This is a genomic window from Bacillus sp. JHAA (assembly GCF_036961585.1).
GTDB lineage: Bacteria > Bacillota > Bacilli > Bacillales > Bacillaceae > Bacillus > Bacillus velezensis.
This window is the reverse complement of the sequence record NZ_JBAMDE010000008.1, coordinates 175176-199295: the sequence shown is the minus strand read 5'-3', so window position 1 is coordinate 199295 and position 24120 is coordinate 175176. Positions and strand designations below refer to the sequence as shown.

The following is a 24120-nucleotide window of genomic DNA, read 5'->3' as shown; positions in this document are numbered from 1 at the left end:
GTTTATGCAAAGAAACGCAGATAGTTGATTTGTCCCACTAAGAGTTGTATGAGACAAGCCCGATTTGGAAAGAACGGAAGAGAAGAAACAAACAAAGGAGACCGGCACGGTTATGAAACGAAAACAGCTTTTCTCAGAAAAAAACAAATGGGGGCGCGGCACCCTGATGATAGAGGACGGCATCTGCCTCGTCGAAAACGATGAAGGCGATATCCTGCTGGCAGACAGTCTAGGAAACGCAGACGTATTGATGAAACGCGGCGGCAGATGGCAGCCGGCACGGATTTGCGGCGGTGCGGCCGAAATCGGCGCAGACACCATCCCCCTGCTCGGCGGGGAAGAAATCCGTTATGAAAAGGCAGTCAAACGGCCGCTGTTAACCTTGCTCGATTCGCTGGACGATGAAACGTTTCTGCTGTTTCTCAGCCATCTTCACGGGTTCGGCCTGTCTGTATATGATTGCGTATTTTCCTACAATCAGGCGCTGTTTTCCGGTGAAGGCGTTTCGTTTTATCACTTCTCGGCGGATGACGCACAATGCGCCCTGCAGCATCACCGCGGCAGCTCGGGTAAACACGACAGATTTGAATGGACGGCATCTGACGGGCGGCGCTCCATTATGTATTCAGCGGCAAGACAAGACGGCACCGCGTAACAAACAGGCGGCACCTTTTAAATAGGTGCCGCCTGATGTATTTAGCTTTGTTTTTCACGCTGATTGACGCCCGGCGTTTGCTTTTACCCTTCACAGCCGTAGCTTTTGCGGTAGCAAGAGTGATTGACGCTTTTGGCATCCTGCAAATCTCCTTCGCCTCATCAACATCCCCCTGCCACGGCATTTCTCATTCAGCGGCACAGTTGCGCAGAATGTATGCGCAACTAAAAAAACCCGGATGCATCCGGGTTTTTCAAGCGATTGATTAAAATACGTGAAAGCCGATCGGCAAGTGAAGGCCGAGCAGCACTGTCAGGACGAGCACGATAATAAAACCGATCCACAGTCCGCCGGTTGATTTGCCTTTTTTCTTGCGGATGACGAGCATTTCCATCAGTCCGATGGTAATGATGCCGAGCAGCATTTTTCCGGCGTACTCTCCGTTCCAATTCGCAAAACGGACAAAAAGCTCAGCTCCGGTCAGAATAATAATAATGTAGAATAAGCGCAGAATCATATGCGTAATTTTTGCGCCCTTCGCTTTTCCGGAACCGTACAGCCCGTAGCTGACAAATACCAGGATAAGCGCAACGACCCATGAAGTAATATGCCAATGTGTCATTATGTTCAATTCCCCCTATCAGATCAATCTGCCTCACTTATGGTACCACAACAAGCCGATCGGAGCATTATCAATCGTGCGAAAGACACACAATTATCCGATTTGGTTCGACAGCGTGCCGATCGGTTCAATTGTAATGTCAATGCGGTCCCCCGGCTTTAAAAATTTCGGCGGCTTAAACCCTTTTCCGACACCGGACGGCGTCCCCGTCGCTATAATGTCACCGGCTTCAAGCGTCATTCCTTTTGACAGCGTTTCGATTAAGTCAGCTATCGGAAAAATCATGTCACCCGTTGATCCTGATTGGCGCAGTTCTCCGTTCACCCGCGTTTCAACTTTCAGGCTTTGCGGATCACTGACGGCCGACTTATGTACAATGACCGGGCCCATCGGGCATGTCGTATCGAGGCTTTTGCCGATAAAAAACTGTTTATGTTTCTTCTGCAGATCGCGCGCTGTTATATCATTTACAATTGTATAGCCGAATATATGATCAAGCGCATGTTCTTTGGAGATGTGCGATCCGCTTTTTGATATGATTACCGCAAGCTCCCCTTCATAATCAAGCTGGTCCGTTACGTCCAAGTGGCTGTCCACTGTTTCTCCGTGTCCTGTAACGGCAGCGGGGGCTTTCGTAAAAACCATGGGATGCTCCGGTATATCCGCCTCACTCCCCATTTCAACAGCATGATCACGATAATTTTTCCCGATGCAGATCACGTTCTTTGAAGGTCTCGGAATAGGCGCGCAAAGCTTTACGTCAGACAGCGCATACATAAATGAACCCGACTCGTCATTCGGTTTTTTCGCCCATTCCGCAAGCTGTCCGGCATGCGCGACAAACTTATCTCCTTTTTGAATGCACTCGATCAGCGAACCCGGAATCGTCTCAAGTTCAAACAACTTTTTTTCAGCCTTTTGCAGATCTAAGATTTTGTCATCATCAATGATCAGACCGACAAATGTTCGGCTGTTCAGTTCCCCTGTCGCAAATTTCATGTTAATCCCCCATCATTTTTAAATCTGGCATTCCTTTATGTATTCTTCCTCCGGGCGGGAAATTCCTCTTTTAAACAGGCTGAAAATAAGTGTAAAAGAGTATCAAAAATTGTCACTTTTTTAGTCATATTGACGAAATAAAACCTTCTTGGCCAAAATGGGTTATACTATTGTCATCCTATGTTTTCCAAAATAATCGAGAATTGGAGATCACACGATGAACAAAATTGAAGAAAAAAGATTAACTTTATTCGAGACAGCGCAAAAATTCGGAATCAATGCAACGGAGACCATCAGGTGCAGCCAGGAGCTGGACAGCCTTTTAAACGGGTGCCGGGGCGGGCTCATCCAACAAACGAAAGACAGCGGGCTGAACCCGGCCGCACAGATTGAGCACGGCCGCACCGCAGGAAAAAAAGAGGCTTTCTCATAAACGTGATATGTATATAAATCTGTATCATTTATGTATAAGACCCGGCATGCGTAAAGCGCCGGTGTTTTTACGTCTAAAGTTTTTTCCGCTCACAAAAATGTGCATTTGTCATAAGCTATTTTAGGCAGGCAGCCCAGATAAGCTCCTGGAGTGTAGTCATGAAAATCTTCACGAAAAGGATGTGCTCGTATGCCCGCAATTGTCGGAGCGTTTAAAATTAATGCCGTCGGTACGAGCGGAGTCGTTCATATAGGCGACTGCATCACCATTTCTCCAAAAGCAGAGGTTAAGACATTTGCCGGAGCGGGCAGCTTCAATACCGGAGACAATCTCACACTGACGAATTACAGGAATTCAACGAATGTGTACGATAATGATGTAATCGATCAGCCGATGGCAGGAAACGCATAAAGGAGGCGCCGTATGAATTTTTACGTCAATCAGTCGATCCATATCAATTACATGCGTGTAGAATCTGTCAGCAATTCCTCCATACTGCAAATCGGAAGCGCCGGTTCAATTAAATCTCTTTCCAATCTGTACAACACAGGGAGTTATGTTGAGCCGGCGCCGCCTGTCACCGCGGGGCAGCAGACTGTAACAACAGGGGGAGGTCCCGGCACCTCATCATTTGTACCGCTCCAGCCGCCAAGCCGGTAGTTTTAATGAAGGAAACGAGACGCGAGGTGAATGTCATGTATGATCAATCCGTTTCATCCTACCTGCAGAATTTAAATTCTTTCGTCCAGCAGCAGGCGCAGCAGATTCAGGAGCTCGAACGGCAGCTGAAAGAATTCCAAAATGAAATTTCAACGCTGAAGCAGCAGCCTTCTACAAGAATCGATCGGCTCGAGTATAAATTTGATCAGCTGAAAATTGAACGGCTGGAAGGAACGCTGAATATCGGATTGAATCCGACTGATCCGAATGCCGTGCAAAACTTCGAAGTCGGCCAGACATCTCCGCAGGTCGGAATGATGCAGCAGGAACAGGCGGGCCAGCAAATGCAGCAAATCCGCCAAAACGTCGATATGTACCTGAATGAAGAAATCCCCGCGCTTTTAGAGCAGCTCGAAACTCAGTATGAGAGCAGGCTGGACGAAACGAACAAATATCATATTATTGAAGATATCAGAAAGCAGATGGACAGCCGGATTCAGTATTATCTGTCCCATGTCCCGAAAGAAGAAAACACGGCGCCCGCGCAATATGCCGAGCAGATTGCCGAACATGTGAAGCGTGATATTGTCAGAGCCGTCGAGCACTTTATTAAGCACATACCTGGTGAAATGAAAGGTGATGATCCGTCATGATTTTTACAGTGATTAACCGGAATATTGAAGTCGGCGACATCCGGTCTACCGGTGTGTCCAGTTCTTCCTTATTATTAATCGGCGACACCGATTCCGTCTATCTGTCTTCCATCTTTGACACGCCTCCGGAATCTCTTATTATCGGGCCTTATGTGCCGCTGGCGCCGGAATAATGTTAAAGCGCATTTCACGCCTCCGGAACGCCAAAATCAATTCAGTCGGGATTGCGAGTGTCTTTCAAGCAGGCGATACGAATGAAATCAATATGCGGATCAAAGTATTGGCCGATCAGCGTACTATTGCCTTATACAGAGATGATGAAGGCTCATTTAACAAAAAAGAATACCAGATCTTTCGGCAGCCCGCCGTCATGCCGTTACCGGAAACGGGAGTCCAAAGCGCATTCTGCCATGAAAACCCTTCAATTCGGGTAAGGAATGTGAAAGTTCAAGGGGTATCGTCAGCGTCCGTGGTTCAAATCGGATCGACGTCGATCGTTCTGGGAGATTCGCGGCTGAAACATATTAGGCAGATTGTCACACCAAGCTCACAATCACAGCAGCCCTGACATATAATGACGGTGAGACTTCTATAAAGGGTGTCGTTTATGCCAGCAATTACCGGACCTATAGCTATCAATTCCATATCGGGCGGAGTCGTAAACTTTGGTGATTCCTTTTACCTTTCTCCAAAAAGCTCTTCTAAATCTGCGCTCGGTTCGGGAGCAGGCAATACCGGAGATTTCCTGTTATTAAACAACGTTGTCAATGCGACAAACTATATAGACCCCGATGTCAGCGATCAAAATGTGGTCGGAAACGCCTAAAAAGCAGCCGCTCTTTCAGAAGAGGGCTGCTTTTGGTTCAGCGTTATTTTCGTTCATTTGCTTTTTTTGTTTTTACAAGCTTTTCCGGCGGCTGTTTTCTGATCCATTTCACAAACCGCGCGAGTTTCGGGTCACGCCGCAGCTCTTCTATTCCCGCGAGCCTTGCCGCAAGCTCCTGATTCGTATAGAGAGCGTGAACCTGTTTATGACAAGGGATGCAGAGCATTGCGGTCGGAAGGAATGTCCCGCCTTTTTCCTTAGGCGTTAAGTGGTGCTCCGTCAGCCGTACATGATGGCGGCCGCATAATTCACATGTGCCCTCGGCAGAATCGGCCATAATTCCTTCTCCTTTCTACATGATCTCCAATGTGACCCGGGTGCCTTTCCCGCCCGGCTCGGACGGATGAACGATTAATTTTTTCGGCAGACGCGCTCTCAGCTCCTGCACATGGCTGATCACTCCGACGGATAAGTTGTCCGATTGCAGCTTTTCGAGCGCTGTGACAACGGTGTCTAAGAGCCCTTGGTCAAGAGTCCCGAATCCTTCATCTAAGAAAAAGAATTGCAGCGGGTATTGCCCCCGCAGCTGAATCTGGGCGGACAAGGCAAGCGCAAGCGACAGCGATGTCAGAAACGTCTCTCCGCCGGAAAGGCTTGATACGGGCCGTTTGACGCCTCCGTTCGCGTCATCACGCATGACGAAACCGCCTTCTGAATCGACTAATATGGCATACCGCTGCCTTGTCAAAGCTCCGAGACGGGCAGAGGCGTCTCGAGCCACGCTTTCCAGCTGTTCTTCCGCTAAAAATTCGACGAATGTATTGCCTTTACATACAGACTGGAGCTTATCAAGCCTGTCAATCTGTGTCTGCCAGCTTTTCAGTTCGGCTTCAATCTCTTTAAAGCGCTTATGCTGTTTTTGCATAACCGCGAAAGCTTTTGCCTGTGCTCCTTTTTCCTCCATGGCGGCGCCTGACTCAGCCTCTGCCTGCTTCAGCAGAGAAACGGATGCTGTCCATTCTTCCTCCGATATCCGGCGCTCGGCTAATTTATCAGTAACACGGCTGATATTTGCCGATAGCTGTTTTGAGGTGTCCAGGAACTCATCTATTTCTTTTTTCATTTCCTCTGCACGCCCTTGCGGAAGCAGACTTTTTTTGACTTGGTCCGGGTCGGCAAACCCGGTGTCTTTTGACCTCACGCGCCAGTCGTTTTGCGCTTTCTCAAGGGAGGTCTCAGCATCCCTGAGTGACATGAGACTCCCGGATTCCCGGCCTTTTGCGTCATTCAGTGATTGCTGCGCCTGCTTCAGCGCGTCGAATAGGGACTGTTCTTTGGATTTTAACAGCTGTAATTCCTGCCGCACCGCTTCAAGCTTTGCGGAAATTGATGTTTCTTCAGCTGCTGTTCCGAGCTCTTGTTCATATCCGTCAATCACCTGCTGCAGGCGCTCAGACGCATAGTGAAGCTCGAGCCGTTCCCGTTCAAGCCGATGCTTCATCTCCTGCAGGCGTTCTTTCTCCTCTTCATGTTCCTTGAGGAATGCGATGCTTGTTTCAATGCGCTTCTCACATTCTTCTGCCTGCCTGTCCTTCTCATCTATCGAAGCCTGCCAGGCGTCAATCCGGTTTGGCGGAATATCACCGCAGACTTCATTGTACTGATTCAATCGGCTTTCTGACAGCGATTCAAGCTCTTCTAATGAATGTCTGAGACGGCCGGCTTCTTTTTCCTCGTAGCGGATTCGTTCGGCAAGCTGCTCAGCTTGTTTCACCGTCTGCTGATGCGCGCTGATCAGTCTTGTGACCTTCTCTTTTACCGACAGCATATCCTGTTTCATTTGTTTCCACTCCAAGCGGACGGCGCTGAACGCTTCATCAAGCGGGCGTCCGCTGATGGAAGAAGCGGCTTCCAGCTCCGGAACCCGGGCGCTTTGCAGAAACGGACATTCTTCGGTAAAACGCCCCGACTGCTCTTCTAATGCAACCTTGGCTGTCAGCACCTCCTGAGAAAGAGCCGCCGCCTCAGAAAGCAGCGCTTCAACCTGCTGCAACTGTTCCTGCACAGCCGTATCAGGCGAGAATGTTTCATGAGCGGAACGCGGGCGGTCATGCTGCGTCGAGCCGCATACAGGACAAGGCTTTCCTTCGATTAGTTTTTCCGATAATTCTTTTGTTAATGCAGCCGTTCTCGCTTCCTCTGAGCGCCTGCGGAGATCGGCTTGCGTTTTGTCAGCCCGTTCGGCTGCGGCTTTCAGTGAACGTTCCGTTTCACAGACCATATGGTAAACGGTTTGAAGCGTTTGATAAGCGCGCGTAATGTCTTCCTCTTCCGTTTTCGCTTTCGCTGTGAGCGACTCGCTTTCTCCGTTCAGCTTCTCCACGTTTTTCAGCTGCGTTGTCAGATTGGCCCGCTCTTTCGTGATTTGTTCCTGTGTCTGCTGAAAGCCCGCCGCCAGCTGTGCTGCGGTCTGGCATTTTTTCCGTTCATCGGCGGTCACTTGAACTGCTTTCAGCTCTTCTTTCAGCTCATTCTGCCTGTTTTGGCCGCGGGTCAGGCGGTCTTTCACTCCGGCCAGCTGTTTCGAGGCGGCTTCGTATTCTTCCTCTTTTTTGCTGTGTTCCGCATTTGTTTTTTCCGCTTCTTTTTTCGCTTCAAGCAGTTTTTGTTCAATGGCTGAAAGTCTTTGATACAGCTCTTCTTCCTTGACAAGCTTCGGCTCCTGTTCGGCCTTATGGGCCCGCCATGCTTCATAGGCTTCATTTTGCCGGGTAAATGAAACGGTTTCCGCCTCTGATTTCCGTTTGGCCAGTTCGTGTTCCCGTTCGGCGCGCTGCTTCCGGCGGACGGCTTCTGTGTAACGGTCTGCGTACGGCTCAAGGGCGAGAGCTGTTTCCGCCTCTTTAAGACGCTCAGTCAAATCCGTGATGTACGGGCGTCTTTCCTCAAGCTTTTTCTCCCGGCGCTCATATTCATCTCTTTCTGTCTGCAGGTTCCAAATTTCCTGGTGATTCTCAAAGCGCTCTTTTGCCCGGACCCGTTTCTTCTCAGCTTCTTCAAGCCGTTCGTTCGCTTCGTGAAACTGCTGTTCAGCCTGCTTCAGCGCATCTTCTCCTGCGTCTCCGAGCCCGGATTGTTCCGCCAGCATTTCATTTTTTTTCGCTGCCGCTTCCTGCGCCCGCCGCCGCAATTTTTTGACAAGCCTGTCCCCGTACTGTTCCAGATTAAACAGGCGCTGGAGCATATGTCTTCTTTCCGCGCCTTTAAGCGACAGAAACTCGGCAAACTTTCCTTGCGGCAGCACGACGGCTCTTGTAAAGTCGTCAATGGTCAGGCCAAGAAGCTCCTCTACCTTTTTGTTCACTTCATTCGCTTTATCGGCCAGCACCGTTTGTTCGTCTTTGATTTCAATCAAGCGGCAGAGGGCGGTTTTTACTTTCGTTTCATCCGTTCTCTTAAAAACGCGCTCGACCTTGTAGGAAACCCGGTGGCCGGATTGAAGCGCGAATGTAAATGAGACGGCGAGCTGCTCTTCGGCATGATTCAGGATGCCGTGCGTATTATTTGCGGCGCGCTCCACTTTTCCGTATAAAGCGAGTGTCATGGCATCAAGGATTGATGATTTTCCGCTTCCGGTCGGCCCGAAAATTCCGAACACCCCGGCTCCGGACAGTCCGGCAAAATCGATGGTCTGTTCCTCTCTGAAGCTGTGGAGCCCTTTTATCGTTAACAGAATCGGCTTCATGTCGCATCCTCCTCATCATCTGTTGACGCAAGCTCTAAAAACAGCTTGACCATCTCCTCATCCGGCACGCCGCCGCCCGTTTGTTTTTCATAAAACTTCTTAAAGCGATCCTCAATTGATGTGTGTTTCACTTCAATCCGGTCATTGCCGGTCTCTTTTTCTTCAAAAACCGGCCTGATATGGATAAAGCCGGGATGCGCCTTTCTCAGCCGATGAATTTCCTCGAGAGAAAGCTGATCCGTCAAATGGATATCAAGATCGATCCAGGCATTCCGGTCACGCCCTTCATCGAGCCAGCCGTGAACCTCGCTCAGCCCCTGCGCTTTCCATTTGACGAGCGGTTTACCGGAAGACAGGAAAATCTCTTCCCACTTCGCTTCTCCGCCGGGCTTCGCTTCTACCACCGTCACCGATTTGGCATAACCGGCTTCCGAAAAGCTGTATGCCAGCGGAGAGCCCGAATAACGGGCAGCCGTCTTGGCGCGCTTGATCGTTTGCGGACGGTGGAGATGGCCGAGAGCCACGTAAGCCGCATCAGCCGGCAGGCTGTCAGCGGCAACTGTGTAAGCGCCCCCGACTTCAATCGGACGCTCTGAATCGGTCTGATTTCCCCCCGCGACATAAATGTGGCTCGCCGCGATTTTCACGGCATCGTCCCGGCACAGTCCGCACATGTGAGCAAACGCCTCTCTGATTTTGACATCGTAATGATCGCGAAGAAGCTTTTCCTCAAACGTATCAGAAAGCACTTCGTTTAATCTCGCCTCTGACGGATATGCCAGCGCAGCTACGGCTAACAGCTCGTCCGCCGACGGCACTTCAATATGCACGGGTTCTGTCCGCGGATAGCCGATTAAATGAATGCCGCGCTCATTTGTTAACGGAGAAGCCGCCGCCAGCCTGTCAGGATTGTCATGGTTTCCGGCAATGACGACGACCGGGCGCTTTCCGCCGTCAGAAAGCGCGGAAAGACTTTCGTAATACAATTGTTCAGCGAGCGCAGGCGGGTTGACCGTATCAAATACATCCCCCGCCATAATGACCGCATCAATATTTTCTTCCTTGACAATGGTATTCAGCTCTTCCAATACCTCGGCCTGCTCGCTCAGCCGGCTTCTGCCTTCCAGCGTTTTGCCGAGGTGCCAGTCAGCTGTATGTAAAATGCGCATACCGCATTCACCTCACTTTTTGATAGAAAAAAAGATCCGCTCCAAAAAGGAGCTTCGGATCTTGTTACAGTGTAAGAACGTGACCTCCATCGAAGAAATAGAGCGCACGCCCTTTCACTTTCGTTTTTGTAATTTGTTCAACCGCTTTTGTATACAATTCAATTTGTGTTTCATACCTTTTTTGCAGAATCGGAGCCGCGCCTTCAAATCCGTTCCGGAATTTCCCCTCTATCCGATCTGTTTTATAGTCCAGCAAATAGAGACCGTCCGCAGTTTCGTAGAGGCAGTCAATAATCCCCTGCACGAGCAGCGGTTCACCGGCCGTTTCGGCATCCTTGTACACCTCGCCGGCCGGAAGCGCCATACTGAACGGCACTTCCCGGTCAACCCGCAGCGCCCTGAGAAGGTCTTTCCCGATTTCAGTTCCGAAAAACTGGACAATTTCTTCTATATCAATAGCTTCCTGCTGTTCTTCTGTCAGCAGCTCTTTTTCGTAAAGCATCCGGACCGTCCGCTCCGCTTCTTCGGCAGTCGGAACGTGCGTCAGCGGTATGTGCTGCATCACCGTATGCATCGCCGTCCCTTTTTCGGCGGCTGTCAGCCCTTTTTTCATCATAAAACCGGGACGCCTGTATAAAAGCGTGTCTCCTGACGGTTTGATGAGAGAGCGGCCGCTGTATTCATCCTCGTATTCTTGCTTTCTCTTCAGCTCAGAAACTGATTGCTTCGTTCTGATAGCCGTCAGCTCTCGGTACGGATATTCCCATTCAAGCAGACGGCGCGCCTGATCATCAAATGAAAACGAATCAGGAATCGGCTCGCCCTGCTGTATTGCTTTTAGACGTTTGCTCTTTTCTTCAGCACGCTCTTTTGGATTCTCTTCCAGCAATTCACTTTGCTGCAGCATCCGGATGTGAAAACGCGACGGGTCGCGCGCGATATCCTCAGATGAGGAAAGTCCCGGCGTCCTGTGCGCCTCCATGTCACGGTGGCGGATGAGCGCCGGCCCGATAAAGTCCAAATAAGATGACGCCTGATAGCGGTCGAATTCAGAAAGAAGCCAATCGGCCCGGTCTGCTTGCGCCTGCCATTTGGCCAGCTGTTTTTCCCGGTTTTTGCAGGAACCGACGAGAAACAGCTTTTCCTTCGCTCTGGTCAGCGCCACATACAGTACGCGCAATTCTTCGGATAAGAGCTCTCTGCGCATCTTTTTCTTCATCGCCACAAGCGGAAGAGTCGGATAGCTGATTCTGAGTTCCGGATGGATATACTTCGTGCCGAAACCGAGCTCTTTATCAAGCAGGTATGATTTGTTGAGATCCATCATATTAAAACTTCTGCCGAGTCCGGCGGTGAAAACGACGGGGAATTCAAGTCCTTTGCTGCTGTGGATCGTCATCAGCCGAACGACATCCTCCTGCTCGCTGAGCGCCCGGGCCGTCCCCAGATCATCGCCGCGCTCCTGCATCCGTTCAATGAACCGCAAAAAGCGGAATAACCCGCGGAACGCCGTCGCTTCGTACGAGCGCGCCCGGTCATACAAGACGCGCAGATTGGCCTGGCGCTGCTTTCCGCCGGGCATGCCGCCTGCATAGTCAAAATATCCGGTATCGCGGTATACTTCCCAAATCAGCTCAGACACCGAATGATTCGTCGAAAATGACCGCCACTTTTGCAGACTGTCATAAAAGGTTCTCAGTTTTTGATACAGTTCATCATGTCTGTCAGCGTTCGCTATATATGCTTTCAGCGCTTCATAAAACGGCGCTTTTTTCTTTTCAAGGCGTATCAGCGCAAGTTCATTTTCGTCACAGCCGACGATGGGCGAGCGCAGCACGGAAGCAAGCGGAATATCCTGATACGGATTATCAATCACCTTCAAGACTGAAAGCGCCGCAGCCACCTCCACGGCTTCAAAGTAACCCGACGTCAAATTGGCGTACACCGGAATGCCCTGGTTTTTCAGCTCTTCCATTAATTGCGGCGCCCACGGCATGGAGCGCAGCAAAATTACGATATCCCGGTACTGGATATTCCGGTGTGTTTTTGTTTTGCCGTCATATACCTTAAACGGAGATGAGACAAGCTTTCGGATCTCCCCGGCTATCGCTTTCGCTTCCCAGTGCACAGTTTCAAAGTCTTCGGCATCCTCGGAGCTGTCTGCGCCATCAGCGCTGTCAATGAGCAGCAGTTCCGTTTTTGCCGCGTCATTCGGCGGATACGATGCGCCGAGCTTCAATGCCGCCTGTTCATCGTAATCCACTTCGCCGATTTTTCCGCCCATCAGCTGCTTAAACAAGAAATTCGTACTGTCCAAAATATCGGAGCGGCTGCGGAAATTTTGGTTCAGGTCAATTTTCTGCCCCGTGCCTGCCCCGCTTTCTGTAAACCTTTTATATTTCCCGAGAAACAGCAGCGGCTCAGCAAGTCTGAAACGGTAGATCGATTGTTTGACGTCGCCTACCATAAACAGATTTCCCGCCTCTTCATTCCCGCTTTTAACAAGCTGCAGGATAGACTCTTGCACAAGATTCGTATCTTGATATTCATCAACCAGAACTTCATGGAACTGGTCTTGATAATAAACGGCCGCTTCGCTCGGCACCCGCCGGCCTTCTTCATCAACCGCAGTTAAAATCGCCAGGCAGTAATGTTCCAAATCTGAGAAATCAATAATTGATTTTTCTTGTTTCGCCGCTTCAAATCGTTTTCCGTACGATATCACGAGCTGAACGAGCGTTTCGATGACAGGCTTCATATCTGCTAAACTCTTTAAGTGATCTTGCGGACTTCTTGTAAAATAATCGGTCTTTACCTTTTCGATCAGTTTCTTCGCGCCGTTTCGCAAATCGGTCGCTTCGTCCAAAAGCGCTTTGTCAAATTCATCACCCTTTACCGCCTTCGCCCGTTTAAAGGAGACTGCGGGAACCCGTTCATACAGCGCATCGAAGTCATGCCGGCAGCTGATCAGCTCTTCTATCTGCTGAAGGTCATCCAGAAAATTATCAGCGCGCGGGGCCGGCCCGCCGGGCACTTTTGTCAGTTCAAGCGCCTTCTCAAGCTTTTGTTTTGCCCCGAAAAGCGCCATTTCAGCATCTTCTCTCACATATTGGTAAAACGGAAGCTCTTCCATTTTGCTTTCTTCCGTCACATCATACAGGCGGACAAAGCTTTGCAGCCATACTTCCGGGTCAGGATGCGACCGGGAATACTCGTACACCCGTTTGACAAGGTCTTGAAGATCAAGATCATGCCTGTCTGTCGTATATCTGTCCGCAAGCTCAAAAAACGCCTGATTCCCTTTTGCGTATTCATCTTCAAACAGCTCATCAAGAACTTCGTCTCCGAGCAATTCGCCTTCCGTCTGGTCAGCCATCCGAAAACCGGGGTCAAGATCAATCATATAATAATATTTTTTAAGCACTTGCAGACAGAAAGAGTGAAGCGTCGAAATGCTCGCCCGATTCAAGAGAGAGAGCTGCCGTCTGATATGCAGAGATCCCGGATTTTTGGCGAGCTCTTTTTCTAATGCTTCCGCGATCCGATGCTTCATCTCCGCTGCTGAGGCGTTTGTAAAGGTCACCACAAGGAGCCTGTCAACATCAACCGGATCTTCTTCCGCGGTTATCTTTCTGATCATCCGTTCCACGAGCACGGCCGTTTTACCTGATCCGGCTGCGGCAGCGACCAGAATATCGCGGCCGGAAGAAACGATGGCGCTCCATTGGTCATCCGTCCATATGCTGTCTTTCGGTTTAGGAATTTGCATCATCATCTGCCTCCTTCTTCAGCCAATCCAGTATGGTGCCGTCTTTTTCCGCTTTCAGGCTGCGGTATTCATTTTCCTTAAGCGACTCATCAAACTGGCACACCGATTGAAACGCACAGTACGTACAAGGCGTCTTATCTTTCAGCTTATACGGAGTAATGGACACAAGCCCGTCCGTTATCGCTTCGCCCGCCTGTTCAAATGTCCGCCGCACATGGTCTGTCAGCAGATGAAAGTCCCGTTCGCTGACCGCGGCTGAGTCGGATCTTAAAGAACCGTCCTTTTTCAAACCGGCATTGACGATATTTGAACGCCCTTCCTCCAAAGTCGTGTCCATCAGGCTGATCGCCTCCCGGTCACCGAGGAGAAGGCCTTTCATTTTAAATTTCTTAAAAATTTCCTGCTCGATTTCATCAAGCCCCATCGGCAGACTGGCCTGAATCATCGGATCGTGGATATGGAAATACAAAACGCCTGCCGGGGTCGCTTTCATGCCGAGCCAATCTTCGGAATGTGTAATCGATAAGTCAAGATATGTGAGCATTTGCAGAGCGAGCCCGTAATACACCTCAGCCAGATCAAGCCCCCTGTCGCTTGATTTATAATCAACGATTCTCAGCAGCAGGCCTTTTGAACTTTCCGCTTTATCCACGCGGTCGATCCGTCCGACGAGTTCCATCGTACAGCCGTTTTTCAGCGTGAAAGTGAGCGGCGGCAGCGGCCCGCTTCCGCCGAAACCGAGTTCAAGACCGACCGGGACGAAACCGCTCGCCTTCGCATGCTCGCTTAATATGCCAGAAACACGCGTGACGATCTTCTGCAGTTTTTCCTTCACATAAAAGTGTCTGTTTGAGCTGAGCAGAATCTCTTTTTGCAGCTTTGGCGCAAGCCGTTCCACCGCTTCATAGGAGAAATTCCGGCACTGATCTTTCGTCAGATCGCGCCATTCCAGCTTCTGCTCACGAAGCCGGTCTGAAATCAGCTTCAGGCTGGAGTGAAACAGCTGGCCGATATCCGGCGCGTCCAGCTTGAAAAACTGCCGCTCTTTTAATTGAAGCCCGTGAGATGCAAAATGAGAAAACTGGCAGGCATTAAACGCCTCCATCCGGGAGACGCTTCCTTTAATATGCTCGCCGTAAAGCTGGCGCGAAACAGGCCGTTCAAGACGCTTCGCCTCATTGCGGAAAAACAAGCTTGAAAACAGCTTTTTCGCACGCTGGTGATCAGGCTCTTTCATCAGCACATTGTATGCGCTCCACCATACGTCACTGATCTCGTACTCTCTTGTCCACAGCCTGAGCTGACTTGCCGTATATGTCTGAGCCACCTGTTTATTGACGAGATACTGAAGCTGCTCTTCTTCGCTTACCTGCTCGGGATCAGCCGCTGACAGCTTTTCCTGATGATCGGGAAACAGCTCGCCAAGCCTGTTTACAACGATTGACGGCAGGAGCGTTTTTCCTTCCGCATCGGCAATCGGGTATGACACATAAAGACGGTCAGACGGACTTGACAGCGCCATATAGATGAGAAAATGCTCATCAAGCAGCCGCTCACGCCCCGCGGAAGACAGCTCCACTCCGACTGCTTTCAGCCACTCCCGGTCATCATCAGACAGCACGCCGTTTTCATCCGGGCGCGCCGGAAGAACGCCGTCATTGGCCCCGATGACGAATGTGCAGGACGTGCCGTACATTCTTGAGAGATCCATATTCCCTACAAATACTTGGTCAAGCGCAGGCGGAATTAAAGAAAAATGAAGCGATTCCGTTCCCGTTTCAAGCATTTGCTGGAACAGCGCCAAAGATATTTCATCTTCACCCATCATGCCGGCAAACTCCTCGAGAAGCTGGATAACGGCATCCCACGCCTGGCCGTGCTGCTGCGCTTCGATCATGTTTCCGGCCTCTTCGGCCCGCTGCCTTTTCCGGTCCAGCTTCAGGGGAACATCGGTATCTTCCAAAAAGAGATAAAGAGCCTCCGCCATGCTTTGAACCGTTTTCGCTTTTTTCATCCGGTTTTGAAGCCGGACAAGGGGCGCGGCCATCCACTCTTTCGTCTCATTCAGCATGTTCTCCATCTCTATTTCCTGATCTGTCTGCGCGAAATCCTCATCGAGCGATACGAAGCGCCTGTATACAAACCGCTCGCCGCTCGTCCAGCGCTCCCCTTTAATGCCGTAGGCGATACAGTAATTTTCAAGCTGATCAACCTGCTCCCTTATTTTCTGCTCCGGCTGATCAAGCGGGAATAACAGTTCGGTTTTCGCACAGCGGAACACCGCTTCATATCTCCAGTTCCCCTTCACGACATCCAGGCTTGAACGGATGAATTCAATAAGCGGGTGATGCTGCATAGAAGCTTTTCCGTCAATAAAATAAGGAAGCCCGTAATCGGCAAACACTTCCTTCAGCAAATCTTTATAATCTTCCGGCTGACGGATGAGAATCGCCATATCTTTGTACCGGCATCCTCCGTCCCGGACAAGTGATTGAATTTCCCGGGCAATACCTTCAAGCTCAGCTCTTCTGTTTTGCGCCTGCATGACGGTAAAAGCTTCCTGTCCGCCGGTATACGCCGCGGCGGGACGCACATCGTACTGCGACTCTATACAGGCAAGCTCCGGCGCATGCTGATGCCGCTTCGTGCCATGCAGTTCCTTGCAGGAAATATCGGCATTCAATTCCTTTGCCGTCTGATAAAGCTTATAGTATGTGCTTCCCGTCATTCTGAACAGATCGAGCTCATCCGGTGCCTGTTCCGCCGAAGGGCTGTCCGCCGTCAGCGAGAATGTGACATGTTCAGCATGCATGATCAGCTGCTCCAGCACCCTTAATTCCTGCGGCGTAAATTGATAGAATCCGTCGACGTAAACACGGGCGCCTTTTACAACGTCCGCCAAAGGAATCTGCTGAGCGAGCAGCGTCAAATAATCCTCTGAATGCAAATAGTGTCCGGCGAGGCTTCTTTCCATCTGCTGATATAAAATGCCTAAATCATGAAGTTTTTCAGACAGCATCCGCTCTCCGCGATATTCTGACGCCGTTCCGCTTTCCGCCATGCGTCGGACGTCTTCAGGCTCAATACAGTACCGCTTAAACTCTGTCAGCATCCGTTCCACCTGCTCAGTGAACCCGGTTTTGTCACTCGCTTTTTGATACACTTTAAACTCGTGCTTATATTCTTCAATCAATTTCCTTAAAAGCATCTGCACACCCGTCGTCGTCACAAACGGGCGGTTCATGCCCCCGGTATGCTGAAGCACGCGCCACGCCAAACGCGAGAAACTGAACACTTGAGCGCGTATCATGCCGCCGATATCCGGCGTTTTAGCAAGCTCATATTCCATTAAAAACGTCATTTGATCCGGGACTAGAAAAATGATCGGTTTCCCGAACGGCTCCCGGCGCAGTTCATCTTGAATGCTGTCGATAATCAGCCTCGTTTTCCCACTCCCCGATCTGCCTACTAAAAACTCAACACCCAAATTAGAAGACCCCTCTCTTTTTATCTTTCTACATTTTATCGAAAGTTGACGAAAATGACCAATCTCATCTGCTGGTAAAAACGGGATGACTGTTTTAAAAAATATCGTTTTTGACCAAAATAAAGAAAAAAGGACTAATGATGATGTCAGAATATCCCGAAGTAATTGTACGGACGGCTCTGTCGTTCAGCATTCTGTTTATCGGCGCCCGGATACTCGGTAAACAAACCATTTCACAGATGACGCTTTTTGATTTCATTGCGGCCATCTCGCTCGGCGCCATCACGGCAAATCTGTCGTTTAATACAAAGCTGCCGATTCATTATCATGTCATTGCCTACATTATTTTCGTGGCAATCATTTACCTTGTCGCATATCTTTCTATGAAAAACAGGGCCCTTAGGGGTTTCTTTGCAGGCAAACCGACCATTATCATTCAAAACGGTAAAATACTTGAGCATAATATGAAAACGATGCGTTATACCATCGACTACTTGAACCAGCAGCTGCGTGTAAATGACGTATTTGACATTTCTCAGGTTCAGACTGCCATCATTGAAACAAACGGCAGCATGTCAGTGGAGGTCAAACCGGAATTTGCGCCCGTTACAAGAAAGGATCTCGGCATCTTTGCCGGACATGAAAAGAACTTTGCCGTTGAGCTGGTTATGGACGGCCGGCTGGTGATGAAGAATCTGGAAGAAAACCACGTATCGGAAAAATGGCTGAGAGAAGAATTGGACAAGAGAAACCTCAAACCGGAAGACGTCGTATACGCTGTGCGCGGAAGCAACGGCCGGCTTTTTGTCGACACATACGACGACCATATTACATCGCCGCTAGATCAAGAATAAACATGACATCCGCACATGTCACGGGCTGCCGCCGTATAATACCCTATAAACATCCGGGGGTGAGTCCAATGCACGAGAATTTTTTTCATTATACAGCCATCTGCAGTGACGATTCTGTGCTTATCAAGGATCTGGTAAAATCCATAAACGGTGAATACAGCGCTGTGATTTGCTACTCAATATTAGCCGAAAAAGCGCCGACCGCAGAAATCAGAAGACGAATCGAACATATCAGAGAGGAAGAAGTGCGCCACCTGCACGCTTTCTCTTCACTGTATACGTCAATTACCGGAAAACAGTTGACGCCGAAACAGACGGAGCATTGTCCGCACACATACAGAGAAGGACTGAGGGCGGCGTTTTATGATGAGCAGAAAACGAATGATTTTTATTTGCAGGCATCCGATAGAGCGGTGCATCCGGAAGCGAAGCGGTTATTTGCCCGCACGGCATTTGACGAACAGCGTCATGCCGTCTGGTTTTTATACGATATGGCCCACTCTCCTTCCCACCATACAGGGGGAACGGTATCAAACGCGCCGAACACAAGCTACACCGAGGTGAATACCGGCAAATAACGGTTCAGGCAGATCACGCTCCCCCGCCGGGAGTCTTCAGACCGCTGACAAACCCCGTTCTTTCAACATGAGAGAATGGGGTTTACTTTTCGAGCCGTTTTATACTCCCTCTAAACAATGGATACCTTCTTCATTGTATAATCAGCAAAAACCCTTTATAATAAAATAAACCAACTGGTCGGTTTTAAACGAACCGAGCCCCGCTTTGCCGGGACAACGATATGAATGAGGCGGAAAGGATCTGTGTGAAGTGACAAATACAAAAGGCGGTGCCGGAAAGAGCGAAAAGACGAAGAACAGGCTCGTATCCGCTTCGCGTGACTTATTTGCAAAAAAAGGATATTCAGAAACATCGATTCGGGATATTTTAGAGGCGGCCGAAATCAGTAAAGGCAATCTATATCACCATTTTAAAGGAAAAGAGTTTCTGTTTCTTCATATCATGGAAGAGGATCACCGCGTGATGATCGAGACGTGGAGGGAAATGGAAGCTGATCTGAAAGATGCTGCCGAAAAACTGGCGGGCTTTGCGGAGCTGCTCAGCCGGATGAGCATCAATTACCCGCTTATGAGAGCAAGTGAAGAGTTTTATGCGAGTGCGTTTACGTCAGAGGAGGTCGTAAAGCGGCTCAACAAAATTGATATTGAATATGACGATGTGATGAGAGAGATCTTAGAAGAGGGAAATCAAGACGGCAGCTGGTCCATTCATCATGTCGAATCAAAAGTAAAAATCCTGCTATCCGTCTTCTACGGTTTAGATGTGTTATATAAAAACGATACCATTCAGCAAAGAATCGAATTGCAAAAAGAAGCCATCTCCGTGTTTATTCACGGGTCGATCAGCGCTGATAAACAGAATGACAGCTGACAAAGGAGAAACAACATGCAAAAACCGATCAGAGAACAAAAGGCTGTACTCATCATCTTATTAAGCAATATATTTATTGCGTTTTTAGGCATCGGATTGATCATTCCCGTTATGCCGCTGTTTATGAATGTGATGCACTTGACGGGCAGCACAATGGGATACCTTGTCGCTGCCTTCGCCGTTGCGCAATTAATTGCATCCCCCATTGCAGGGAGATGGGTTGACCGCTTCGGCAGAAAAATCATGATTCTCGCCGGACTGTTTTTGTTCGCATTATCCGAACTGACCTTCGGATTGGGCACACATGTCTCCATTTTATATTTCGCAAGGGTGCTGGGGGGCATCAGTGCCGCTTTTATCATGCCCGCTGTTACAGCGTATGTCGCAGATATTACGACGGTGCAGGAAAGATCGAAGGCGATGGGCTATGTATCTGCCGCCATCAGCACAGGGTTTATCATCGGGCCCGGCATAGGAGGATTTATTGCCGATCACGGCGTTCGTATGCCGTTTTTCTTTGCGGCGGGAATTGCATTTATCGCAGTGATTTCCTCTGTCTTTATGCTGAAAGAGCCGTTAACTAAAGAAGAACGCGCAAAGCAGCTGGAAAGCGTCAAAGAATCAACTTTCTTAAAAGATTTGAAAAAGTCGATTCATCCAAACTACTTGATCGCCTTTATCATCGTTTTTGTTTTGGCATTCGGACTGTCGGCGTACGAAACGGTATTCAGCTTATTTACAAACCATAAATTCGGCTTCACGCCAAAGGATATCGCCATTATTATTACGTTCAGCTCCATTGTGGCGGTCCTCATTCAAGTACTCGCGTTCGGAAGACTTGTCAACTTCCTCGGGGAGAAAAAAGTCATTCAGCTTTGTCTGATCATCGGCGCTGTGCTGGCTTTCGTTTCTACGGTGATGTCAGGATTTTTGCCCGTGCTCGCTGTCACCTGCATCATTTTCCTTGCGTTTGATTTACTGCGCCCGGCACTGACTACTTATTTATCGAAAATCGCAGGAAATCAGCAGGGGTTTGTTGCCGGTATGAACTCAACATACACGAGTTTGGGCACCATTTTCGGCCCGGCTCTGGGCGGTATTTTATTTGATATGAATATTCACTTCCCGTTTCTGTTCGCAGGTGTGGTTTTATTTCTCGGTCTGGGATTGACCTTTGTGTGGAAAGGAAAAGCGGGCGAGGTTTCGGAGTAGGGTGCACTCACCCATCTCCGGAGCTTTTTTTGCGTTTGCGATAAGAAAAATGAATGGATTATGAGAAATAATTCATTATTTATTTATCTCAAAATCTATACTATAGTAATAGTAAGGTTAACGAGCTTAACAATTTAATATGAATGTTTCAGGAAGAAGGGTTTTCATTGAAGAAAGACAAACATCTCCTTACGGATATCTGGTTTATTCTCATCAGTGCGGCAGGGGGGTTTCTTCTTTCGCTTACAGGGATGTCGATCGCCTGGATGCTCGGAACGCTGGCCGCCGGCTGCATCCTCTCCATGACGAGGCCCCGCTGGCTGTTCATGGCGCCTGACAGAAGAGGGATTCACCGCAGATGGCTTGCAGCGGGACAAATGATCCTCGGCATCGAACTCGGCCAGAAACTGAACCTGTCCGTTCTGTCGGTTTTACGGGAGCATTGGCTTCCGGTAGGCTTCATGCTGATTTTCTCTATCGTGATGGCGCTTGTTTCCGGATATGTGCTCTTTCGGTTCAGCCGGACGGACATGATGACAAGCTTTGTAGGCACGGCGCCGGGCGGTTTATCCGCCATGCCGGGTATCGCCCAGGAAGTCGGCGCAAACACCGCGATTGTAAGCCTTATTCAGCTGACGCGCGTCCTTTTGGTCGTCATGACAATACCGTTTCTCGTCATTTTCTTATTTACCAAACAAAACGGTGCAGCTCAGACATCAGCCGGAGCCGTTTCGGCAGGAGCTTCACATCCGGGCCTTACTCCCGTCTTGTTAACGGCCGGATTTATTTTGGCTGCCTGGCTTGCAAGCAAAGGCGCAAAACGGCTGAAATTTCCCGCCCCTTGGCTGCTCGGCAGCATGATCGGCGTTGCTGCTGCGGAAATCGGCGTGTCCGCCTTGGCGGGCAAAGACATGCTGGCCTGGTGGCCGCCGGAAGCGAACCAGCTGTCACAAATTTTTCTCGGCGCCACAATCGGATCAAAAATGTACAAAAGCATGTTCACCGGCGTGGCGAGAGTGCTGACCGTCGGATTTATTTCTTCCGTCGGATTAATCGCCGCCATGATTCTGAGCGCGGTTGCGGTTTCTAAATTAACGGGCATCTCCATGATTACATCTGTTCTCGCCTTTTCTCCCGGCGGGATCGCCGAGATGGCGGCGACTTCGATCACCCTGCACGAAGACTCGACTTTCGTCGTCGCGGTTCAGGTCATCCGGATCGTTCTCGTCATCGCCATGCTTCCGCCCTTCTATCGGCTGCTGCACCACCTTTCTCAGCTGAAACGGGCACACGGCGAGAGAGGCCGGGCAGAAAGAGGAACATGATCCGAATAAAAAAACACGCATCCATATGCGTGTTTTTTATTTGAACAGCTCTCCGCCGCCATTTACAGACCGCCAGTTTGCTGAAAGATCACGGAACAGCCGTTCAGCAAATAACAGTTCTTCATCTGTATAGCGGTCTAAAAACGCCAAGAGCCGCTTTTTTATCAATTCATGATATTCATGATGAAGGGAATGCAGCTCTTTCCCGGCAGGAGTCAGCCGGAAATAGACTTCTTTTTTATTGTCGCTCAGCCGGGTCCTGCGCAGAAAGCCGGCTTCCAAAAACTTCGCGCAGCTTCTCGACACGGTCGGCTTTGTCGTCTTCATTTTTTCCGCTATTGACGTGACATTGATCGGTTCATGATCTCCGATACACGACAAAATGTGAATTTCCGTCAAGGTCAACTGTAATTTTTTTCCGTTTTCTTCACGGAGTTCGTCCATCCGTCCGGCCAACGACGCCCTGATGTCCTCCTGACACCTCTCCTGCTCGTGAAAAATATCTGTCAGCCCTTCAAGAATCATGTGTTTTGCATGGTCTGGCTGTCTTCTGTCCAACTGCTGAATCACCCTTCCGTATTGATTGTTTCTTTTACTATAACGTTTTGTTACACAAGAAACAATCACACAGGCGCATAAAAGGGCATCAGATGAATCCCCATCTCTCCAAACCGGCCAGAACGGCTTCTTCCGCTTCACGTCCCGAGCCGCCGGCTGCCCATGCCGCGTGGCCGTCCGGCCGGATTAAAACGGTGTGGACGTCATCCCAATCGGCACGTGTTTCAGCAAGCTCCGCACTGACAGCTGCCACGCTGTCCGTATCAATACCGGCGGGAATGCTCCCTCTTAATGACAAAAGCACAAAGGCGCCCTTATGAAGAAAATCATACAGCCGGGCCGGCCGCCCGTCATGAAGGGTCAATTCGATATCCGGCAGGCGTTTTCCGTTCAGGATATGCGGCGGCAGCTCCGCATCCGGTTCATAATGCAGATCAAGCGCGGATACTTTTCCCGCCAATAAACGGTTGGACTCCTGAAAATCCAGCAAAGCGGTCATCGTTTCTCTTAAAGCCATCCCCGACTCGGTAAAATCCATGAGCTTTATCTGGGTTTTTATATTGTGCAACACTTCTTTTCCTATGCTGTGCCTTTCCTGATGATAGCTGTCCAGAAGATAAGGCGCCGCTTTCCCCTTCATTTGCGCCGCCAGCTTCCAGCCGAGGTTGAAGGCATCCTGAAGCCCCGTGTTCAGCCCTTGGCCGCCTGCGGGAAAATGAATGTGCGCCGCATCACCGGCCACAAAAACCCGGCCTGATCGGTATTGTTCGGCCTGACGCTCGGCATTGCCGAACCGCGACATCCATACCGGATCACTCAATCCGAAATCAGTGCCGCATATCCGCCGCAGGTCTTCTTTCAGCTCATTTTCGGTGACCGGCTCTTCCTTCCGCTTTTGCGGAGCGTGCGGAGAAACGATGAGGACGCGGAAAAGTCCGTCCGTAAGAGGGACAATCACAACCGATCCCTCCAGGCGGCACGTTGAAAAAAAGGAAGATTCGGGCGGATGTTTCAAAGCGGCATCACAGAGCGTTCCTGTTAAGTCGGCATCAGTGCCCGAAAAAGCGATGCCCGCCTGTTTCCTGACAATGCTCCCCGCTCCGTCTGTACCCGTTGCATATAAGCTGTGAAGAGTGCGGATCCCGCTTTCGTCCCGGAACACCGTCTCCACTCCGTCATCCGTCTGGGTGACAGCCACCGCTTCCGCCCCGCGGATGATGTCTGCGCCGAGACTTGATGCATACTCCTCCAAAATCCGCTCCGTTTCTGCCTGAGGCAGCATTAACGAATAATTCTGCTTCGTATCCAGCCGAGAAAAATCCAGCCGTGTATCCAGCATGGAAAAATGGCCGGAAGACACCTTCGTCCCTTTTTCCAAAAAGCGTTCCAATATGCCTCTCATGGCAAAAAGCTCAAGTGTGCGCGGATGCATAATAAGCGCTTTGGAATATGGCACCGTCTTCTTCAATCGTTCAATAACAGTCGTTTTCACTCCGGCCAGCGCCAGTTCTGATGCAAGCATAAGCCCGACCGGACCTCCCCCGATAATGGCAGCCTGTGTTTTCATCTCATCAGCCCTCTTTCATATTTTTTGTTACACGGGTAACAAAATCACCAAAAAATAAAACGCCTCCTTTTTGTTTCGCGCGTAACAATTTTCATTATAGTCTTCCCTCTGCTTTTTTACAATCATTTCCGAAAAAA

The 24120-nt window shown here is 49.8% G+C and carries 23 protein-coding genes; 14 read left to right on the top strand and 9 right to left on the bottom strand.

Translation table 11 applies throughout. From position 1 onward, the window contains the following. Positions 1–112 precede the first annotated feature (112 nt). Positions 113–655, top strand: coding sequence for a DUF2777 family protein (locus tag V7728_RS18005; protein WP_038456447.1), 543 nt, complete (start codon positions 113–115; stop codon positions 653–655). Positions 656–690: 35 nt separating this feature from the next. Further along, positions 691–924, top strand: coding sequence for a hypothetical protein (locus V7728_RS18000; RefSeq protein WP_186302953.1), 234 nt, complete (start codon positions 691–693; stop codon positions 922–924). Here V7728_RS18000 and V7728_RS17995 read toward each other — a convergent pair. Both V7728_RS17995 and V7728_RS17990 read right to left on the bottom strand, forming a co-directional pair. Further along, a complete protein-coding gene (locus V7728_RS17995; RefSeq protein ID WP_007409161.1) occupies positions 921–1277 on the bottom strand; it encodes a YisL family protein in 357 nt (118 codons plus the stop codon). The genes V7728_RS18000 and V7728_RS17995 overlap by 4 nt on opposite strands. A 93-nt stretch (positions 1278–1370) precedes the next feature. Then, a complete protein-coding gene (locus tag V7728_RS17990) occupies positions 1371–2276 on the bottom strand; it encodes a fumarylacetoacetate hydrolase family protein (RefSeq protein WP_043021319.1) in 906 nt (301 codons plus the stop codon). A 217-nt stretch (positions 2277–2493) separates the two neighbouring features. Between V7728_RS17990 and V7728_RS17985 the strand changes: the two genes are divergently transcribed. From V7728_RS17985 to V7728_RS17955, 7 genes are all read left to right on the top strand, one after another. After that, on the top strand, positions 2494–2709 hold the full coding sequence (locus V7728_RS17985; protein WP_007409163.1) for an aspartyl-phosphate phosphatase Spo0E family protein: 216 nt from the start codon (positions 2494–2496) through the stop codon (positions 2707–2709). A 189-nt stretch (positions 2710–2898) separates the two neighbouring features. Then, positions 2899–3120, top strand: a complete 222-nt coding sequence (locus V7728_RS17980) for a spore germination protein (RefSeq protein WP_003155135.1) — start codon at positions 2899–2901, stop codon at positions 3118–3120. 12 nt (positions 3121–3132) lie between these two features. Beyond that, positions 3133–3369, top strand: a complete 237-nt coding sequence (locus tag V7728_RS17975) for a spore germination protein GerPB (protein WP_007409164.1) — start codon at positions 3133–3135, stop codon at positions 3367–3369. A gap of 35 nt (positions 3370–3404) precedes the next feature. Then, positions 3405–4022: a spore germination protein GerPC gene (locus V7728_RS17970; RefSeq protein WP_003155139.1), complete on the top strand. Its 618-nt coding sequence runs from the start codon at positions 3405–3407 to the stop codon at positions 4020–4022. Continuing rightward, positions 4019–4195: a hypothetical protein gene (locus V7728_RS17965; protein ID WP_003155141.1), complete on the top strand. Its 177-nt coding sequence runs from the start codon at positions 4019–4021 to the stop codon at positions 4193–4195. The genes V7728_RS17970 and V7728_RS17965 overlap by 4 nt, the downstream gene beginning before the upstream one ends. Next, entirely contained in the window at positions 4195–4590 is a 396-nt protein-coding gene (locus V7728_RS17960) for a spore germination protein GerPE (protein ID WP_007610514.1), read from the top strand. Before V7728_RS17965 ends, V7728_RS17960 begins: the two co-directional genes overlap by 1 nt. A 39-nt stretch (positions 4591–4629) precedes the next feature. After that, on the top strand, positions 4630–4848 hold the full coding sequence (locus V7728_RS17955) for a spore germination protein (protein WP_003155143.1): 219 nt from the start codon (positions 4630–4632) through the stop codon (positions 4846–4848). A gap of 43 nt (positions 4849–4891) precedes the next feature. Here V7728_RS17955 and V7728_RS17950 read toward each other — a convergent pair whose 3' ends face one another. The 5 genes from V7728_RS17950 to addB form a co-directional block, all read right to left on the bottom strand. Then, positions 4892–5185, bottom strand: coding sequence for a hypothetical protein (locus V7728_RS17950; RefSeq protein ID WP_059367265.1), 294 nt, complete (start codon positions 5183–5185; stop codon positions 4892–4894). A 15-nt stretch (positions 5186–5200) separates the two neighbouring features. Continuing rightward, on the bottom strand, positions 5201–8593 hold the full coding sequence (sbcC, locus tag V7728_RS17945) for an exonuclease subunit SbcC (RefSeq protein ID WP_059367267.1): 3393 nt from the start codon (positions 8591–8593) through the stop codon (positions 5201–5203). Next, positions 8590–9762, bottom strand: a complete 1173-nt coding sequence (sbcD, locus tag V7728_RS17940; protein WP_099566543.1) for an exonuclease subunit SbcD — start codon at positions 9760–9762, stop codon at positions 8590–8592. Before sbcD ends, sbcC begins: the two co-directional genes overlap by 4 nt. Positions 9763–9826: 64 nt before the next feature. Beyond that, positions 9827–13531, bottom strand: coding sequence for a helicase-exonuclease AddAB subunit AddA (addA, locus tag V7728_RS17935; protein ID WP_099567266.1), 3705 nt, complete (start codon positions 13529–13531; stop codon positions 9827–9829). Next, positions 13518–17018, bottom strand: coding sequence for a helicase-exonuclease AddAB subunit AddB (gene addB / locus V7728_RS17930; protein WP_099566542.1), 3501 nt, complete (start codon positions 17016–17018; stop codon positions 13518–13520). The genes addA and addB overlap by 14 nt, the downstream gene beginning before the upstream one ends. Positions 17019–17158: 140 nt before the next feature. Between addB and V7728_RS17925 the strand changes: the two genes are divergently transcribed. From V7728_RS17925 to V7728_RS17905, 5 genes are all read left to right on the top strand, one after another. Then, entirely contained in the window at positions 17159–17872 is a 714-nt protein-coding gene (locus tag V7728_RS17925; protein ID WP_079978834.1) for a DUF421 domain-containing protein, read from the top strand. A gap of 68 nt (positions 17873–17940) precedes the next feature. After that, the gene (locus tag V7728_RS17920; RefSeq protein WP_007409173.1) at positions 17941–18450 is read left to right on the top strand and encodes a ferritin-like domain-containing protein; all 510 of its coding nucleotides are present in this window, start codon (positions 17941–17943) and stop codon (positions 18448–18450) included. A gap of 250 nt (positions 18451–18700) precedes the next feature. After that, a complete protein-coding gene (locus V7728_RS17915) occupies positions 18701–19321 on the top strand; it encodes a TetR/AcrR family transcriptional regulator (RefSeq protein ID WP_012117247.1) in 621 nt (206 codons plus the stop codon). 15 nt (positions 19322–19336) lie between these two features. Beyond that, positions 19337–20533: an MFS transporter gene (locus V7728_RS17910; RefSeq protein ID WP_007409175.1), complete on the top strand. Its 1197-nt coding sequence runs from the start codon at positions 19337–19339 to the stop codon at positions 20531–20533. A 167-nt stretch (positions 20534–20700) separates the two neighbouring features. Continuing rightward, the gene (locus tag V7728_RS17905; protein ID WP_015239535.1) at positions 20701–21858 is read left to right on the top strand and encodes an AbrB family transcriptional regulator; all 1158 of its coding nucleotides are present in this window, start codon (positions 20701–20703) and stop codon (positions 21856–21858) included. Positions 21859–21894: 36 nt separating this feature from the next. Here V7728_RS17905 and V7728_RS17900 read toward each other — a convergent pair whose 3' ends face one another. Then, on the bottom strand, positions 21895–22416 hold the full coding sequence (locus V7728_RS17900) for a MarR family transcriptional regulator (protein ID WP_012117244.1): 522 nt from the start codon (positions 22414–22416) through the stop codon (positions 21895–21897). Between the two features lie 88 nt (positions 22417–22504). Continuing rightward, the gene (locus tag V7728_RS17895) at positions 22505–23983 is read right to left on the bottom strand and encodes a monooxygenase (protein ID WP_099566541.1); all 1479 of its coding nucleotides are present in this window, start codon (positions 23981–23983) and stop codon (positions 22505–22507) included. Positions 23984–24120: the final 137 nt, after the last annotated feature.

Coding starts and splice junctions, on each gene's coding strand:
- V7728_RS18005 (WP_038456447.1), top strand. CDS start 113: ATGAAACGAAAACAGCTTTTCTCAGAAAAAAACAAATGGGGGCGCGGC.
- V7728_RS18000 (WP_186302953.1), top strand. CDS start 691: ATGTATTTAGCTTTGTTTTTCACGCTGATTGACGCCCGGCGTTTGCTT.
- V7728_RS17995 (WP_007409161.1), bottom strand. CDS start 1,277: ATGACACATTGGCATATTACTTCATGGGTCGTTGCGCTTATCCTGGTA.
- V7728_RS17990 (WP_043021319.1), bottom strand. CDS start 2,276: ATGAAATTTGCGACAGGGGAACTGAACAGCCGAACATTTGTCGGTCTG.
- V7728_RS17985 (WP_007409163.1), top strand. CDS start 2,494: ATGAACAAAATTGAAGAAAAAAGATTAACTTTATTCGAGACAGCGCAA.
- V7728_RS17980 (WP_003155135.1), top strand. CDS start 2,899: ATGCCCGCAATTGTCGGAGCGTTTAAAATTAATGCCGTCGGTACGAGC.
- V7728_RS17975 (WP_007409164.1), top strand. CDS start 3,133: ATGAATTTTTACGTCAATCAGTCGATCCATATCAATTACATGCGTGTA.
- V7728_RS17970 (WP_003155139.1), top strand. CDS start 3,405: ATGTATGATCAATCCGTTTCATCCTACCTGCAGAATTTAAATTCTTTC.
- V7728_RS17965 (WP_003155141.1), top strand. CDS start 4,019: ATGATTTTTACAGTGATTAACCGGAATATTGAAGTCGGCGACATCCGG.
- V7728_RS17960 (WP_007610514.1), top strand. CDS start 4,195: ATGTTAAAGCGCATTTCACGCCTCCGGAACGCCAAAATCAATTCAGTC.
- V7728_RS17955 (WP_003155143.1), top strand. CDS start 4,630: ATGCCAGCAATTACCGGACCTATAGCTATCAATTCCATATCGGGCGGA.
- V7728_RS17950 (WP_059367265.1), bottom strand. CDS start 5,185: ATGGCCGATTCTGCCGAGGGCACATGTGAATTATGCGGCCGCCATCAT.
- sbcC (WP_059367267.1), bottom strand. CDS start 8,593: ATGAAGCCGATTCTGTTAACGATAAAAGGGCTCCACAGCTTCAGAGAG.
- sbcD (WP_099566543.1), bottom strand. CDS start 9,762: ATGCGCATTTTACATACAGCTGACTGGCACCTCGGCAAAACGCTGGAA.
- addA (WP_099567266.1), bottom strand. CDS start 13,531: ATGCAAATTCCTAAACCGAAAGACAGCATATGGACGGATGACCAATGG.
- V7728_RS17925 (WP_079978834.1), top strand. CDS start 17,159: ATGATGTCAGAATATCCCGAAGTAATTGTACGGACGGCTCTGTCGTTC.
- V7728_RS17920 (WP_007409173.1), top strand. CDS start 17,941: ATGCACGAGAATTTTTTTCATTATACAGCCATCTGCAGTGACGATTCT.
- V7728_RS17910 (WP_007409175.1), top strand. CDS start 19,337: ATGCAAAAACCGATCAGAGAACAAAAGGCTGTACTCATCATCTTATTA.
- V7728_RS17895 (WP_099566541.1), bottom strand. CDS start 23,983: ATGAAAACACAGGCTGCCATTATCGGGGGAGGTCCGGTCGGGCTTATG.